The sequence below is a fragment of the Streptomyces longispororuber genome, assembly GCF_024448165.1.
In the GTDB taxonomy this organism is placed as follows: Bacteria; Actinomycetota; Actinomycetes; order Streptomycetales; family Streptomycetaceae; genus Streptomyces; species Streptomyces longispororuber_A.
The window spans coordinates 50,849-64,764 of the sequence record NZ_JAMOLN010000009.1 but is presented as its reverse complement, the minus strand read 5'-3'; the positions used below and the strand labels follow the sequence as shown (position 1 = coordinate 64,764).

Annotated in this window: 13 protein-coding genes and 1 riboswitch; of the genes, 11 read left to right on the top strand and 2 right to left on the bottom strand. The window is 71.0% G+C overall.

Annotated features, from left to right (window positions below):
* Positions 1 to 71 precede the first annotated feature (71 nt).
* The 8 genes from shc (at position 72) to M4J07_RS04475 (ending at position 9,196) form a co-directional block, all read left to right on the top strand.
* Positions 72 to 2,120: a squalene--hopene cyclase gene (shc, locus tag M4J07_RS04510; RefSeq protein ID WP_255967417.1), complete on the top strand. Its 2,049-nt coding sequence runs from the start codon at positions 72 to 74 to the stop codon at positions 2,118 to 2,120.
* Positions 2,120 to 2,779 (top strand): phosphorylase family protein, encoded by a 660-nt coding sequence (locus tag M4J07_RS04505; protein ID WP_255967416.1) that lies wholly within the window; start codon positions 2,120 to 2,122, stop codon positions 2,777 to 2,779. The genes shc and M4J07_RS04505 overlap by 1 nt, the downstream gene beginning before the upstream one ends.
* 6 nt (positions 2,780 to 2,785) lie before the next feature.
* A complete protein-coding gene (hpnH, locus tag M4J07_RS04500; RefSeq protein WP_255967414.1) occupies positions 2,786 to 3,808 on the top strand; it encodes an adenosyl-hopene transferase HpnH in 1,023 nt (340 codons plus the stop codon).
* A gap of 7 nt (positions 3,809 to 3,815) precedes the next feature.
* Positions 3,816 to 4,982 (top strand): flavodoxin-dependent (E)-4-hydroxy-3-methylbut-2-enyl-diphosphate synthase, encoded by a 1,167-nt coding sequence (gene ispG, locus M4J07_RS04495; protein ID WP_255967411.1) that lies wholly within the window; start codon positions 3,816 to 3,818, stop codon positions 4,980 to 4,982.
* A gap of 33 nt (positions 4,983 to 5,015) precedes the next feature.
* Positions 5,016 to 6,905, top strand: a complete 1,890-nt coding sequence (gene dxs, locus M4J07_RS04490; RefSeq protein WP_255967409.1) for a 1-deoxy-D-xylulose-5-phosphate synthase — start codon at positions 5,016 to 5,018, stop codon at positions 6,903 to 6,905.
* Positions 6,902 to 8,287, top strand: a complete 1,386-nt coding sequence (locus M4J07_RS04485) for an aspartate aminotransferase family protein (RefSeq protein WP_255967406.1) — start codon at positions 6,902 to 6,904, stop codon at positions 8,285 to 8,287. The genes dxs and M4J07_RS04485 overlap by 4 nt, the downstream gene beginning before the upstream one ends.
* Positions 8,288 to 8,382: 95 nt before the next feature.
* Entirely contained in the window at positions 8,383 to 9,009 is a 627-nt protein-coding gene (locus tag M4J07_RS04480) for a helix-turn-helix domain-containing protein (RefSeq protein ID WP_255967404.1), read from the top strand.
* 1 nt (position 9,010) lies between these two features.
* Positions 9,011 to 9,196, top strand: a complete 186-nt coding sequence (locus M4J07_RS04475) for a DUF6126 family protein (RefSeq protein WP_255967402.1) — start codon at positions 9,011 to 9,013, stop codon at positions 9,194 to 9,196.
* A 13-nt stretch (positions 9,197 to 9,209) separates the two neighbouring features.
* On the opposite strand, the gene M4J07_RS04470 is transcribed toward M4J07_RS04475, so the two are convergent.
* A complete protein-coding gene (locus M4J07_RS04470; protein WP_255967400.1) occupies positions 9,210 to 10,010 on the bottom strand; it encodes a tyrosine-protein phosphatase in 801 nt (266 codons plus the stop codon).
* 382 nt (positions 10,011 to 10,392) lie between these two features.
* Positions 10,393 to 10,564, top strand: a riboswitch (cyclic di-AMP (ydaO/yuaA leader).
* Positions 10,565 to 10,567: 3 nt separating this feature from the next.
* On the opposite strand from M4J07_RS04470, the gene M4J07_RS04465 reads away from it, so the two are divergent.
* The 3 genes from M4J07_RS04465 to M4J07_RS04455 all read left to right on the top strand — a co-directional run bounded on the left by M4J07_RS04465 (position 10,568) and on the right by M4J07_RS04455 (position 13,171).
* Positions 10,568 to 11,320 (top strand): M23 family metallopeptidase, encoded by a 753-nt coding sequence (locus M4J07_RS04465; protein WP_255967399.1) that lies wholly within the window; start codon positions 10,568 to 10,570, stop codon positions 11,318 to 11,320.
* 128 nt (positions 11,321 to 11,448) lie between these two features.
* On the top strand, positions 11,449 to 12,282 hold the full coding sequence (locus tag M4J07_RS04460; RefSeq protein WP_255967398.1) for an SGNH/GDSL hydrolase family protein: 834 nt from the start codon (positions 11,449 to 11,451) through the stop codon (positions 12,280 to 12,282).
* 133 nt (positions 12,283 to 12,415) lie between these two features.
* Positions 12,416 to 13,171 (top strand): SIMPL domain-containing protein, encoded by a 756-nt coding sequence (locus tag M4J07_RS04455; protein WP_255967397.1) that lies wholly within the window; start codon positions 12,416 to 12,418, stop codon positions 13,169 to 13,171.
* 97 nt (positions 13,172 to 13,268) lie between these two features.
* On the opposite strand, the gene M4J07_RS04450 is transcribed toward M4J07_RS04455, so the two are convergent.
* Positions 13,269 to 13,889: a TetR/AcrR family transcriptional regulator gene (locus M4J07_RS04450; protein WP_255967396.1), complete on the bottom strand. Its 621-nt coding sequence runs from the start codon at positions 13,887 to 13,889 to the stop codon at positions 13,269 to 13,271.
* Positions 13,890 to 13,916: the final 27 nt, after the last annotated feature.

Below are 13,916 nucleotides of genomic sequence, written 5' to 3'. Positions count from 1 at the left end.
CCGGCCGGTGTCCCTCCAGGGCATCGGCCGACGGTTACCCAGCATCAGCACCACTGCATGAAGGGATAGCCATGACAGCGACGACCGACGGAAGCACCGGAGCAGTAGCTCCCGAAGCGACCTCGGCCACCACTGCCCCACTGACCGACACGACCCCCGAGGCGGCCGGGACGCACGACGCCGCCGACCGGGCCATACAGCGCGCCACGGACTTCCTGCTGGCCCGGCAGGACGACCGGGGCTGGTGGAAGGGCGACCTCGACACCAACGTCACGATGGACGCCGAGGACCTGCTGCTCCGCCAGTTCCTGGGCATCCGCGACGAGGCCACCACCACCGCCGCCGCCCTCTTCATCCGTGGCGAGCAGCGCGACGACGGCACCTGGGCCACCTTCCACGGCGGACCGGGCGAACTCTCCACCACCATCGAGGCGTACGTCGCCCTGCGGCTGGCCGGCGACGCACCCGACGACCCGCACATGGCCAGGGCCTCCGCCTGGATCCGCGAGCGCGGCGGCATCGCCGCGAGCCGCGTCTTCACCCGGATCTGGCTCGCCCTGTTCGGCTGGTGGAAGTGGGACGACCTCCCCGAACTTCCGCCGGAGCTCATCTACTTCCCGAAGTGGATGCCGCTCAACATCTACGACTTCGGATGCTGGGCGCGGCAGACCATCGTGCCGCTCACCATCGTGTCCGCGAAACGCCCGGTGCGGCCCGCACCGTTCCCGCTCGACGAGCTGCACACCGACGCCCGGAACCCCAACCCCGCCAAACCCCTTGCCCCCGTGGCGAGTTGGGACGGCGCGTTCCAGCGGCTCGACAAGCTCATGCACGGCTACCAGAAGGTGGCGCTCAAGCGGCTGCGCAAGGCCGCCATGAACTCCGCGGCCCGCTGGATCATCGAGCGGCAGGAGAACGACGGCTGCTGGGGCGGCATCCAGCCCCCGGCCGTCTACTCGGTCATCGCCCTGCACCTGCTCGGCTACGACCTCGAACACCCGGTCCTGAAGGCCGGGTTGGAGTCCCTGGACCGGTTCGCCGTGTGGCGCGAGGACGGGGCCCGGATGATCGAGGCCTGCCAGTCACCGGTGTGGGACACCTGCCTCGCGACGATCGCGCTGGCGGACGCGGGGCTGCCCGCCGACCACCCGGCCCTCATCAGGGCGGCGACGTGGATGCTGGACGAGCAGATCGACCGGCCCGGCGACTGGTCGGTGCGCAAGCCCCGCGTCGAGCCCGGCGGCTGGGCGTTCGAGTTCCACAACGACAACTACCCCGACATCGACGACACGGCGGAGGTCGTGCTCGCCCTGCGCCGCGTCCGGCACCCCGACACGGTGCGGATGGAGAAGGCCATCGAGCGGGGGGTGCGCTGGAACCTCGGGATGCAGTCGAGGAACGGGGCGTGGGCCGCCTTCGACGTCGACAACACCAGCCCGTTCCCCAACCGGCTGCCGTTCTGCGACTTCGGCGAGGTCATCGACCCGCCGTCCGCGGACGTCACCGGACACGTCGTCGAGATGCTCGCCGTCGAGGGCATGTCGCACGATCCGCGCACCCGCCGCGGCATCGAGTGGCTGCTCGCCGAACAGGAGGCGAACGGCGCCTGGTTCGGCCGCTGGGGCGTCAACTACGTCTACGGGACCGGATCGGTGCTGCCCGCGCTGGTCGCGGCCGGGCTGCCCGCCTCGCACCCCGCGATCCGGCGCGCGGTCGACTGGCTGGAGTCGGTGCAGAACGACGACGGCGGCTGGGGCGAGGACCTGCGCTCGTACCGCTACGAGGACTGGAAGGGCCACGGTGTCTCCACCGCCTCGCAGACCGGGTGGGCGCTGATGGCGCTGCTCTCGGCCGGCGAGCGGGACTCCAAGGCCGTCGAGCGGGGGATCGCCTTCCTCGTCGAGACCCAGACCGCGGACGGCACCTGGGACGAGCCGTACTTCACCGGCACCGGCTTCCCCTGGGACTTCTCGATCAACTACCACCTGTACCGGCAGGTGTTCCCGCTGACCGCGCTCGGCCGGTTCGTCCACGGCGAGCCCTTCAGCGCCCAGGGACCGAACGTGTCCGCCAAGGTGTCCGCCACCGTGTCCGCCGACGCGTCCGCCAAGGGGAGCTGATGACCGGCAACCCGGCGGGCCCGCGCCCGCCGGAGACCGCGCCGCTGCTCGTCGCCTGCGCGCTGGGCATCGAGCACGTCGCCCTGCGCACCGGCAGCCGTGCCGGTGCGCGGACCCCGGTGACCCTGCTCCGTACGGGCATGGGTCCCAGGGCCGCCGAACGGGCCATGACGCGCGCCCTCGGCGACGCCGCGCTCAGCGACGCCGCCGTGCTCGCCACCGGGTTCTGCGCCGGGCTCGCGCCCGGCATGCACCCCGGTGACCTGGTCGTGGCCGAGGAGACCCGCGACGCGCACGGGAGCACGCCGTGCGCCGGTACGGAACTCCTGGTCAAGGAGCTGGTCAAGGCCGTGCCCGGGAGAACCGTGCACACCGGCCCGCTCACCGGTTCCGACCACGTCGTGCGCGGTCACGAGCGCGGTGACCTGCTCGCGACCGGCGCGATCGCGGTCGACATGGAGTCGGCGGCCACGCTGCGCACGGCCGCCGCGCAGGAGGGCCGTCCTGTTGCGGCCGTCCGGGTGGTCGTGGACGCTCCAGAACATGAACTCGTCCGGATCGGCACGTTTCGCGGTGGACTATCGGCTTTCCGTGTCCTTCGTGCCGTCCTTCCCGCTTTTTTCGAATGGCACCGTTCTTTGCTGCTCCCTCGGAGGTGAGCCCAGATGGCCATGCCGCTGCGTCAGTCCATCAAGGTTGCGACATATCTCGCCGAACAGAAGATCCGCAAGCGGGACAAGTTTCCGCTCATTGTCGAACTCGAGCCGCTCTTCGCCTGCAACCTGAAGTGCGAAGGCTGCGGAAAGATCCAGCACCCGGCCGGGGTGCTCAAGCAGCGCATGCCCGTCGCGCAGGCCGTCGGCGCCGTCCTCGAGTCCGGCGCGCCGATGGTGTCCATCGCCGGCGGCGAGCCGCTGATGCACCCTCAGATCGACGAGATCGTGCGGCAGTTGGTGGCCAGGAAGAAGTACGTCTTCCTCTGCACCAACGCGATGCTGCTGCGCAAGAAGCTGGACAAGTTCAAGCCGTCCCCGTACTTCGCCTTCACCGTGCACATCGACGGCATGCGGGAGCGGCACGACGAGTCCGTCGCCAAGGAAGGCGTCTTCGACGAGGCGGTCGAGGCGATCAAGGAGGCCAAGCGGCGCGGCTTCCGGGTCACCACGAACTCGACCTTCTTCAACACGGACACCCCGCAGAACATCATCGAGGTGCTCAACTACCTCAACGACGACCTCGCGGTCGACGAGATGATGATCTCGCCCGCGTACGCCTACGAGAAGGCTCCCGACCAGGAGCACTTCCTCGGCGTCACGCAGACGCGCGAGCTGTTCAAGAAGGCATTCGCGGGCGGCAACCGGCGGCGCTGGCGGCTCAACCACTCGCCGCTGTTCCTCGACTTCCTCGAGGGCAAGGTCGACTTCCCGTGCACGGCGTGGGCCATCCCGAACTACTCCCTGTTCGGCTGGCAGAAGCCCTGCTACCTGATGAGCGACGGGTACGTGACCACGTACAAGGAGCTCATCGAGAAGACCGACTGGGACGCGTACGGCCGCGGCAAGGACCCGCGCTGCGCCAACTGCATGGCGCACTGCGGCTACGAGCCGACCGCCGTCCTCGCCACCATGGGCTCGCTCAAGGAGTCGCTGCGGGCCATGACCGAGACCGTCGCGTCGAATCGCGGGTGACCACGTCATGAGTTCCGGAGAGCCCGTCTCACTGGGCCTCCCCGAGGTACCGGTCCGACCGATCGCAGAGCGGCGGGTCAGCCGTCAGATCCAGGTCGGACCGGTGGCCGTGGGAGGCGGCGCACCGGTGTCCGTGCAGTCGATGACGACGACACGGACCTCGGACATCGGGGCCACGCTGCAGCAGATCGCCGAACTGACCGCCTCCGGCTGTCAGATCGTGCGGGTGGCGTGCCCCACGCAGGACGACGCGGACGCGCTCGCGACCATCGCGCGCAAGTCGCAGATCCCGGTCATCGCCGACATCCACTTCCAGCCGAAGTACGTCTTCGCCGCGATCGACGCCGGGTGCGCGGCGGTCCGGGTGAACCCGGGCAACATCAAGAAGTTCGACGACCAGGTGAAGCAGATCGCGCGGGCCGCGTCCGAAGCGGGCACCCCCATCCGGATCGGCGTCAACGCCGGCTCGCTGGACCGGCGGCTGCTCCAGAAGTACGGGAAGGCGACCCCGGAGGCGCTCGTCGAGTCGGCGTTGTGGGAGGCGTCGCTGTTCGAGGAGCACGGCTTCCGCGACATCAAGATCTCGGTCAAGCACAACGACCCCGTGGTGATGGTGAACGCCTACCGGCAGCTCGCCGCCGCCTGCGACTATCCGCTGCACCTGGGGGTCACGGAGGCCGGTCCCGCGTTCCAGGGGACCATCAAGTCGGCCGTCGCCTTCGGGGCGCTGCTGGCCGAGGGCATCGGCGACACCATCCGCGTCTCGCTGTCGGCGCCGCCCGCCGAGGAGTGCAAGGTCGGCATCCAGATCCTGGAGTCGCTCGGGCTGCGGCAGCGGCGGCTGGAGATCGTGTCCTGTCCGTCGTGCGGACGGGCCCAGGTCGACGTGTACAAGCTCGCCGACGAGGTGACCGCCGGGCTCGACGGCATGGAGGTGCCGCTGCGGGTGGCCGTCATGGGGTGCGTGGTGAACGGTCCGGGCGAGGCGCGCGAGGCGGACCTCGGCGTCGCGTCGGGGAACGGCAAGGGGCAGATCTTCGTGAAGGGCGAGGTCGTCAAGACCGTGCCCGAGTCGAAGATCGTGGAGACGCTCATCGAGGAGGCGATGAAGATCGCCGAGCAGATGGAGCAGGACGGCGTCGCGTCGGGCCCGCCCGACGTCACCGTGAGCTGAGTTCTTGAGGACGGACGGGAAGGGGGCTCGAGCGTGACGATTCTGGAAACCATCCGGGGGCCGCGCGACCTGAAAGCGCTGAGCGAGGAGGAGCTCGACGAACTGGCCGCGGAGATCAGGGAGTTCCTGATCCATGCGGTGGCGAGGACCGGCGGTCATCTCGGACCGAACCTGGGGGTGGTGGAGCTCTCCATCGCACTGCACCGGGTCTTCGAGTCACCGGTGGACCGGCTCGTCTGGGACACCGGCCACCAGAGCTACGTGCACAAGCTGCTGACTGGCCGTCAGGACTTCAGCAAGCTGCGCGGGAAGGGCGGCCTGTCGGGCTATCCGTCCCGCGAGGAGTCCGAGCACGACATCGTCGAGAACTCGCACGCCTCGACGGCGCTCGGCTGGGCCGACGGCCTCGCCAAGGCGCGGCAGGTGCAGGGGGAGCGCGGCCACGTCGTCGCCGTCATCGGCGACGGGGCGCTGACCGGCGGCATGGCGTGGGAGGCGCTGAACAACATCGCGGCCGCCAAGGACCGGCCGCTGATCATCGTGGTCAACGACAACGAGCGCTCGTACGCGCCGACCATCGGCGGCCTCGCCAACCACCTGGCGACCCTCAGGACCACCGACTCGTACGAGAAGGTGCTGGCCTGGGGCAAGGACGTGCTGCTGCGGACCCCGGTCGTCGGGCACACCGTGTACGAGTCGCTGCACGGCGCGAAGAAGGGCTTCAAGGACGCGTTCGCGCCGCAGGGCATGTTCGAGGACCTGGGCCTGAAGTACGTGGGGCCGATCGACGGGCACGACGTGGGAGCCGTCGAGTCGGCGCTGCGGCGCGCGAAGCGCTTCCACGGGCCGGTGCTCGTGCACTGTCTGACCGAGAAGGGGCGCGGCTACGAACCCGCGCTCGCCGACGAGGCTGACCGGTTCCACACCGTCGGCGTGATGGACCCGCTCACCTGCGAGCCGCTCGCGCCGTCCAACGGGCCGTCCTGGACCTCGGTGTTCGGCGACGAGATCGCGGCGATCGGGCGGGAGCGGGAGGACGTCGTCGCGATCACGGCCGCCATGCTGCACCCGGTGGGCCTCACCCGGTTCGCCGAGGAGTTCCCGGACCGGGTGTGGGACGTCGGCATCGCGGAACAGCACGCCGCCGTCTCGGCCGCCGGCCTCGCGACCGGCGGGCTGCATCCCGTGGTCGCCGTCTACGCGACCTTCCTCAACCGGGCCTTCGACCAACTCCTCATGGACGTCGCGCTGCACCGCTGCGGGGTGACGTTCGTGCTCGACCGGGCCGGGGTGACCGGCGTCGACGGCGCCTCGCACAACGGCATGTGGGACATGTCGGTGCTCCAGGTGGTGCCGGGCCTCAGGATCGCCGCGCCGCGCGACGCCGACCAGCTGCGCGCCCAGCTCCGTGAGGCCGTCGCCGTGGACGACGCGCCGACCATGCTGCGGTTCCCGAAGGAGTCGGTCGGCCCCGCGATCCCGGCGGTGGACCGGGTGGGCGGCATGGACGTGCTGCACCGGGCGGAGGATCCGCGGGTGCTGCTGGTGTCCGTCGGCGTGATGGCCCCGGTCTGTCTGCAGACGGCCGAGCTGCTCGCGGCGCGCGGCATCGGCTGCACGGTCGTGGACCCGCGCTGGGTCAAGCCGGTCGACCCGGACCTCGCGCCGCTGGCCGCCGCGCACGACCTCGTCGCCGTGGTCGAGGACAACAGCAAGGCGGCAGGCGTCGGTTCGGCGGTCGCACTCGCCCTCGGGGAGACCGACGTCGACGTCCCCGTACGGCGGTTCGGCATCCCGGAGCAGTTCCTGGCGCACGCGAAACGGAGCGAGGTGCTCGCCGACATCGGTCTGACGCCCGTCGAGATCGCGGGGCGGATCGGTACGAGTCTCGGCCGCAGGGCCGGCAAGGAGAACGACGCATGAGCAAGGAGTTCGACCTCGGCACGCTGCTGGCCGAGCGCGGCGCCGAACGGTACGAGCTGCACGCCAGGTACCTCAACCACCAGCTGCCGAAGATGCTCCACACCATCGGCTTCGACAAGGTCTACGAGCGGGCCGAGGGCGCGCACTTCTGGGACGCGGACGGCAACGACTACCTCGACATGCTCGCCGGTTTCGGCGTCATGGGCCTGGGCCGTCACCACCCGGTCGTGCGCAAGGCGCTGCACGACGTCCTCGACGCCTCGCTCGCCGACCTGACCCGGTTCGACTGCCAGCCGCTGCCGGGCCTGCTCGCCGAGAAGCTGATCGCGCACAGCCCGCACCTGGACCGGGTGTTCTTCGGCAACAGCGGGACGGAGGCCGTGGAGACGGCGCTGAAGTTCGCGCGGTACGCGACCGGGAAGCCGCGGGTCCTGTACTGCGTGCACGCCTTCCACGGCCTGACCACCGGATCACTGTCGGTCAACGGCGAGGACGGGTTCCGCGACGGCTTCGCCCCGCTGCTGCCCGACACCGCCGTCCCGCTCGGCGATCTCGACGCCCTGGCAAGGGAGTTGAAGAAGGGCGACGTCGCCGGTCTGATCGTCGAGCCGATCCAGGGCAAGGGCGTGCACGAGGCGCCGCCCGGCTACCTGCGGGCCGCGCAGGAACTCCTGCACAAGCACAAGGCGCTGCTCATCGCCGACGAGGTGCAGACCGGGCTCGGCCGCACCGGCGACTTCTACGCGTACCAGCACGAGGACGGCGTCGAACCGGACCTCGTGTGCGTGGCGAAGGCGCTGTCGGGCGGCTACGTACCGGTGGGCGCCACGCTCGGCAAGGACTGGATCTTCAAGAAGGTCTACTCGTCCATGGACCGGGTCCTCGTGCACTCGGCGAGCTTCGGGTCCAACGCGCAGGCCATGGCCGCCGGGCTCGCCGTCCTGTCGGTCATGGAGGACGAGCAGACCGTCGCGAACGCCCGCGCCATGGGCGGCCTCCTGCGGTCCCGGCTCGCCGCGCTCGTCGACCGCTACGAGCTGCTCAGCGACGTGCGCGGCCGCGGCCTGATGATCGGCATCGAGTTCGGCAGGCCCAGGTCCCTGAAGCTGCGCAGCCGTTGGACGATGCTGCAGGCCGCGCGCAAGGGCCTGTTCGCGCAGATGGTCGTCGTGCCGCTGCTGCAGAAGCACCGGATCCTCACGCAGGTCTCCGGCGATCACCTCGAAGTGATCAAGCTGATCCCGCCGCTGGTCGTGGACGAGGCCGATGTGGAACGATTCGTGGAGGCGTTCACCGCCGTCATGGACGACGCGCACAGCGGTGGCGGGCTCATGTGGGACTTCAGCAAGACGCTGATCAAGCAGGCGGTGGCCAACCGCTGAGCGACGAAGAGGCGCCGAAGAGGCGACGATGAGGGCGGTTTGCCTCTGAGGCAAAGAATTTGCCGCTGGGGCAGGGTTCTGGCTGAATCGAGAGCATGAGCCCTGCCCTCCCGGAGGAGGTTCCGGAACCCCCGGAGCTGCCCGCCGTAGCGCCCCAGCTGCGCGCCCTGCGCCGCCGTGCCTCCCTCACCCTGGAGGCCGCGGCCCGCTCCGCCGGTCTCTCCCCGGCGCACCTGTCCCGCCTGGAGACCGGCCAGCGTCAGCCTTCGCTGCCGATGCTGCTCGCCCTCGCCCGTATCTACGGTACGACGGTCTCGGAACTGCTCGGCGAGACCCCGGCCGACCGCGAGTCCGTGGTCAGGGCGCGGGCCATGGAAGCCACCGAGGCGGGCGGCTGGACGTACTTCCAGGCCGGGTCACCCGGCCGCGGCATGCAGGCGCTGCGGGTCCACGTGCCGTACGGCTCCCAGGGCGACATGGTGCGCGTGCATCCCGGCGAGGAGTGGCTGTACGTCCTCGAAGGACGGCTCAGACTGCGCCTCGGCGACACGTCCTACCGGCTCGACCCGGGGGACAGCGCCCACTTCGACTCGCTCACCCCGCACCGGATCGCCGCCGCGGACGAGAGCGGGGCCGAGCTCCTCTTCGTACACACCCTGCTGCAGAGCCCGACCGCGGCGCTCTGCCTCGGCCCGGCCGCGGGCCCGATCCGGGAGGCCTGACATGAGCGAGATGAGCGACATGAGTGACACGACCGGGGACGTCGAGCCGGCCGGGCGGTCCGCCCGGCGCGACATCGAGGACAAGCTGCCGCGCGGCATCTGGGTCCGCGTCCTCGTCTACGTCTTCGCGGGACACGCCCTCGCGGCCTTCATCTACATGCTGTTCACGCTGGGCGGGGGCCAGTAGCGCAGGCCGGCGGTCAGCCGAGGAGGCGCTCGGTCAGCCGGTCCCGGGTGGCGGCGCTGAGCTTCAGGCCGTCCGCGAGGTAGCGGTCGGTGCTGCCCCAGGTCTGCTCGATGGTCTCGAAGGCCGCGTGCAGGTATTCGGCGCGGGCGTCGAAGAGCGGGCTGAGCAGCTCCATGACCTCGGGGGAGTAGGCGTCGGACGCCGTGTTGTTGTTGCGGTGCACCCGGTAGCGGCGGTGCTTCGCGTTCGACTCCAGGTAGTCCGCCTCGATGGCGTCGCGCTCCACGCCGACCGCGAGCAGCGTCACCGCGATCGACAGGCCCGCACGGTCCTTGCCCGCCGCGCAGTGCATGAGCGCGGGCACGCTGTCCTCGGCGATCGCGTGCAGGACCCGGCTGTGCTCACCGGTGCGCCGGCTGATGATCGTGCGGTACGAGGTGATCATGCGGTCCGCCGCGCGGCCCTCGGAGAGCAGGGAGCGCAGCTGCACTATGTCGCCGTCGCGGACCATCTCCCAGAACTCGGCGCCGTCGGCCGGGTCGGTCAGCGGCAGGTTCACGTTCCGCACGCCGGGCAGCGCCACGTCGGCGCCCTCCAGCCTCTGGTCGGCCGCGTTGCGGAAGTCGAAGATCGTGTGCAGTCCGAGCCCGGTGAGGAACGCCGCGTCCGCGTCCGTGGCGTGGGCGAGGTGCCCGCTGCGGAAGAGCACTCCCTGGCGCACGCGCCGACCGTCCACGGTCGGGAGGCCGCCCACGTCGCGGAAGTTGCGCACTCCGGTGAGTTCGGGCTCGGTGGACGGGGCGTGCTGCGTCACGGGGGGCTCCTCCCGGTCGGTTCGCCCGCGTTGCTCGCGGGCGGTCGCGCTCCCGACGATACGACATGGGTTTCCGAGGCAACCATCTGTCCGATTTGGGGTGTTCGGCGTCAACTGTCCGCAGTTCAAGGGTGTTTGCCGGTACGTGCGTGAGCAGGCTCATAACGGTGACCGTCCGTGGCGGTCGCCGGGCATTCCTCTCCGGGGAATTCCCGAAGGTATGGCGCCGGTAAAGCGGCGCCGTCGACGCAGGGTGACACAGCGAACTCCCAGACGATCAAGAAAGCGCCACCACAAGCGAATTCGGCGCTTGTCGCCGCGTTTCCTCCTGCTTTACGGTCACCAATCAATCCGGACGGAACGCCTAGTCCTGCCGCCGCCCGGACTCCGAACGACGACCCGTGACGGCAGGAGCGGGGGACCCACAGGCACCATGCCGCCGAGGGAATTCCCCAGTGCGGCTCGGGGTGGAGCCGAGCCCGTGCACCGGGCCCGGCCGGACATCTCCAGTCCGAACCCGACAGCTCACCTCGCAGGCGACGGAGAGGAAATCCGCCATGCCCGCCAAGGGAAAGCACCGCCGTCCGAAGTCCCAGCGCGCCACCCGGGCCGCCGCCGTCGCCACGGTCGGCGGGGCCGCACTCGCCCTGCCCCTCATCGGCGCCACCGGCGCCCAGGCCGCCACGGCCGGCGCGACGACGTACACCGTCAAGGCCGGTGACACGCTCTCGAAGATCGCCGACGCGCAGCACGTCGAGGGCGGCTGGAAGCAGCTGTACCAGGCCAACAAGGGCGTCATCGGCTCTGACGCCGGCTACATCAAGCCGGGCGCGAAGCTCACGCTCAAGGCCGGGGCGGGCACGTCCACCGCGACGGCCACCCAGGCGAGCACCACGACGGCCACCGGTTCCTACGTGAAGCCCGTCGACGCCTCCGTCGGCACGCCGTACCACCAGAACGGCTCCATGTGGTCCAGCGGTTACCACACCGGCACCGACTTCACCGTCGCCACCGGCACCGCCATCAAGTCGATCGCCGCGGGCACCGTCGTCTCGGCCGGCTGGGACGGCAGCTACGGCAACGAGGTCGTCATCAAGCACGCCGACGGCAAGTACTCGCAGTACGCCCACCTCTCCTCGGTCGGCGTCTCCGCCGGGCAGAGCGTCGGCGCGGGCAGCCAGATCGGCCTGTCCGGCGCCACCGGCAACGTCACGGGCCCGCACTTGCACTTCGAGATCCGCACCTCGCCCACCTACGGCTCCGACCTGGACCCGCTGGCCTACCTGCGCGAGCACGGCGTCACCGTCTGACCTCGCCCGAACTGCTGTGATCGCTCGGCACCCGGTTATTCCCCGGGTGCCGAGTGGGCTTTGTCACCACTCGTCAACCCCTGGTTACGGTCGCGTAGGTCACATCCCAGGGTGAAAGATGTGTGGTCGTGGCAAACGAATCGAGATCACTCAGCGGCGGCACGATTCGGTCCTACGCGGCGGTGGGGGACAGCTTCACCGAAGGCGTCGGGGACCCCGGACCCGACGGCAGCTTCGTGGGGTGGGCCGACCGGCTCGCCGTCCTCCTGGACGACCGCGTGCCCGAGGACACCTTCCAGTACGCGAACCTCGCCGTGCGCGGCAAGCTCATCGACCAGATCGTCGAGGACCAGCTCCCGCGCGCGATCGAACTCGCCCCGGACCTGGTGACCCTCGTGGCCGGCGGCAACGACATCATCCGCCCCGGCACCGACCCGGACGACGTGGCCGAGCGCTTCGAGAAGGCCGTGGTCCGGCTCTCCGAGGCCGCCGGGACCGTCATGGTCGCCACCGGCTTCGACACCCGCGACGTGGCCGTCCTCAAGCACCTGCGCGGCAAGATCGCCACGTACAACATGCACGTGCGCGCGATCGCCGACCGGCACGGGTGCGCGATGCTCGACCTGTGGTCCCTCAAGTCCATCCAGGACCGCAGGGCCTGGGACGACGACCGGCTCCACCTCTCGGCCGAGGGGCACACCCGCGTCGCGCTCCGCGCCGGCCAGGCACTCGGCATCGACGTGCCCGCCGACCCGGAGCAGGCCTGGCCCCCGCTGCCGCCGCGCGGCACCTTCGAAGTGCGGCGCGACGACATCCACTGGGCCCGGGAGTTCCTGGTGCCGTGGATCGGACGGCGGCTGCGCGGTGAGTCCTCCGGGGACCGGGTCGAGGCCAAGGGCTTCGTGGACCCGCACCTCATCAAGGCGCATCTCGTCAAGGCGCATCTGGAGTCCGCCTCCTGAACGGCGCGTCCGGGCCGTCCGTGCGCCGGTGAGGTGACCGGCCGGAGTGGCGTGGGCGGCGGCGCGCCGTCCGGGTGCTGGGATGTCGGCTGCCCGCCGTCCGGCGGGGCCGACCGGGAAGGACCCCGATCCCATGCCTGTACGCATCCGCCACCGCGCCGCGCTCGCCGCGGCCCTGCTCGCCGTCGGACTGCCCGCGGTACCCGCCGTCGCCGCGCAGGGCGCCCCTCCCGCGACCGCGGCCGTGGCGCCCCGGCCCGCGACCGTCACCGTCACCGGCGAGGGCCGGGCGAGCGCCGCACCCGACACGGCCGTCGTCACGGCGGGCGTCGAGGTGACCGGGGCCACCTCGAAGGCGGCGCTCGCCGCCCAGAACACCGCGGCGAACGCGCTGCTCGCCGCCGTGCGCGCGGCCGGGGTCGCCGACCGGGACGTGCGCACCGAGAGCCTCTCCCTGTCCCCGGTGTACACGACCGGGTCCGAGCCGGACGCCGCGCCGAAGGTCACCGGCTACCAGGCCGGGCAGACGTTCTCCGTGAAGGTCCGTGACCTGGGGCGGACCGGTGCCGTCATCCAGGCCGTGGTCGACGCGACCGGTGACGCGGGCCGGATCCACGGGATCGTCTTCGACGTCGCCGACCCGGCCGCCCTGCGCGCCGACGCCCGCGCGGCGGCACACGCCGACGCCCACGACAAGGCCGTCCAGTACGCCCGGCTGAGCGGTCACCGGCTCGGCCGGCTGGTCTCGCTCGACGAGAGCGCCGGCGGCCGGCCGCGCCCGGTGCCGGTCCCGGCCGTCGCCTTCGACGAGTCGGCGGGGAAGGTCCCGGTGGCGCCGGGCGAGATCGAGGACGAGGTGAGCGTCACGGCGGTGTACGAGCTGAACTGACGCCACGGCGGTCTGCGAGCTGAGGTGACCGTCACGGCGGTGTACGAGCCGAACTGACCGGCGCCGCGGGGGCGGGCCCGTGGCGCCGCGTGTCCGGCTACTTGCCCGTCCCCGTCAACTCCGCCCGCTCCAGGCCCAGTTCACGGGCGAGAGCCTCGTCCACCCACTCCTGGGTGCGGGCCCGTGACACCGCGCCGTCGTACGTCGTCATCTGCACCGCGAGGCCGTCGAGCAGCGCGGTGAGGCGCAGCGCCGCCGCCGTCGGGTCGGGACAGCTGAACTCGCCCGCCGCCACCCCCTCCGCGACGACCTCGGCGAGCGCGGCCTTCCACCGCTTGTCGAGGTCGCACGTCACCTCCCGCAGCGCGGGCTCGCGCAGCGACGCGGCCCAGCCCTCGATCCACAGCCGCCACCCCTTGGCCTGACCCGTCGGGGCGTACCAGCGCACCGCCGCCCGCAGCCGCTTCAGGGCCGTCGTGCGGCGGCCGAGCAGCTTGCGCAGATGGGCCAGGTCGTCCTCGGCCGCGTACGTGAACGCCGCGGCGACGAGCTTCTCCTTCGTCGAGAAGTGGTACAGCACCAGCGCGTTGCTCACCCCGAGCGCCGATGCGACGTCGGAGATGCGCACGGCGGCGACACCGCGCGCCTCGATCTGCTCGATGGCGGCCCGCAGCAGCTCCTCGCGCCGCTCGGCCACGCTCAACCGGACTCTGGTCACGCCGCAACCCTAGTTGTTCCCGTCCGC

Bases quoted from the DNA above. Each gene is read 5' to 3' on its own strand.
- shc (WP_255967417.1), top strand. From the start codon at position 72: ATGACAGCGACGACCGACGGAAGCACCGGAGCAGTAGCTCCCGAAGCG.
- M4J07_RS04505 (WP_255967416.1), top strand. From the start codon at position 2,120: ATGACCGGCAACCCGGCGGGCCCGCGCCCGCCGGAGACCGCGCCGCTG.
- hpnH (WP_255967414.1), top strand. From the start codon at position 2,786: ATGGCCATGCCGCTGCGTCAGTCCATCAAGGTTGCGACATATCTCGCC.
- ispG (WP_255967411.1), top strand. From the start codon at position 3,816: ATGAGTTCCGGAGAGCCCGTCTCACTGGGCCTCCCCGAGGTACCGGTC.
- M4J07_RS04485 (WP_255967406.1), top strand. From the start codon at position 6,902: ATGAGCAAGGAGTTCGACCTCGGCACGCTGCTGGCCGAGCGCGGCGCC.
- M4J07_RS04480 (WP_255967404.1), top strand. From the start codon at position 8,383: ATGAGCCCTGCCCTCCCGGAGGAGGTTCCGGAACCCCCGGAGCTGCCC.
- M4J07_RS04475 (WP_255967402.1), top strand. From the start codon at position 9,011: ATGAGCGAGATGAGCGACATGAGTGACACGACCGGGGACGTCGAGCCG.
- M4J07_RS04465 (WP_255967399.1), top strand. From the start codon at position 10,568: ATGCCCGCCAAGGGAAAGCACCGCCGTCCGAAGTCCCAGCGCGCCACC.
- M4J07_RS04455 (WP_255967397.1), top strand. From the start codon at position 12,416: ATGCCTGTACGCATCCGCCACCGCGCCGCGCTCGCCGCGGCCCTGCTC.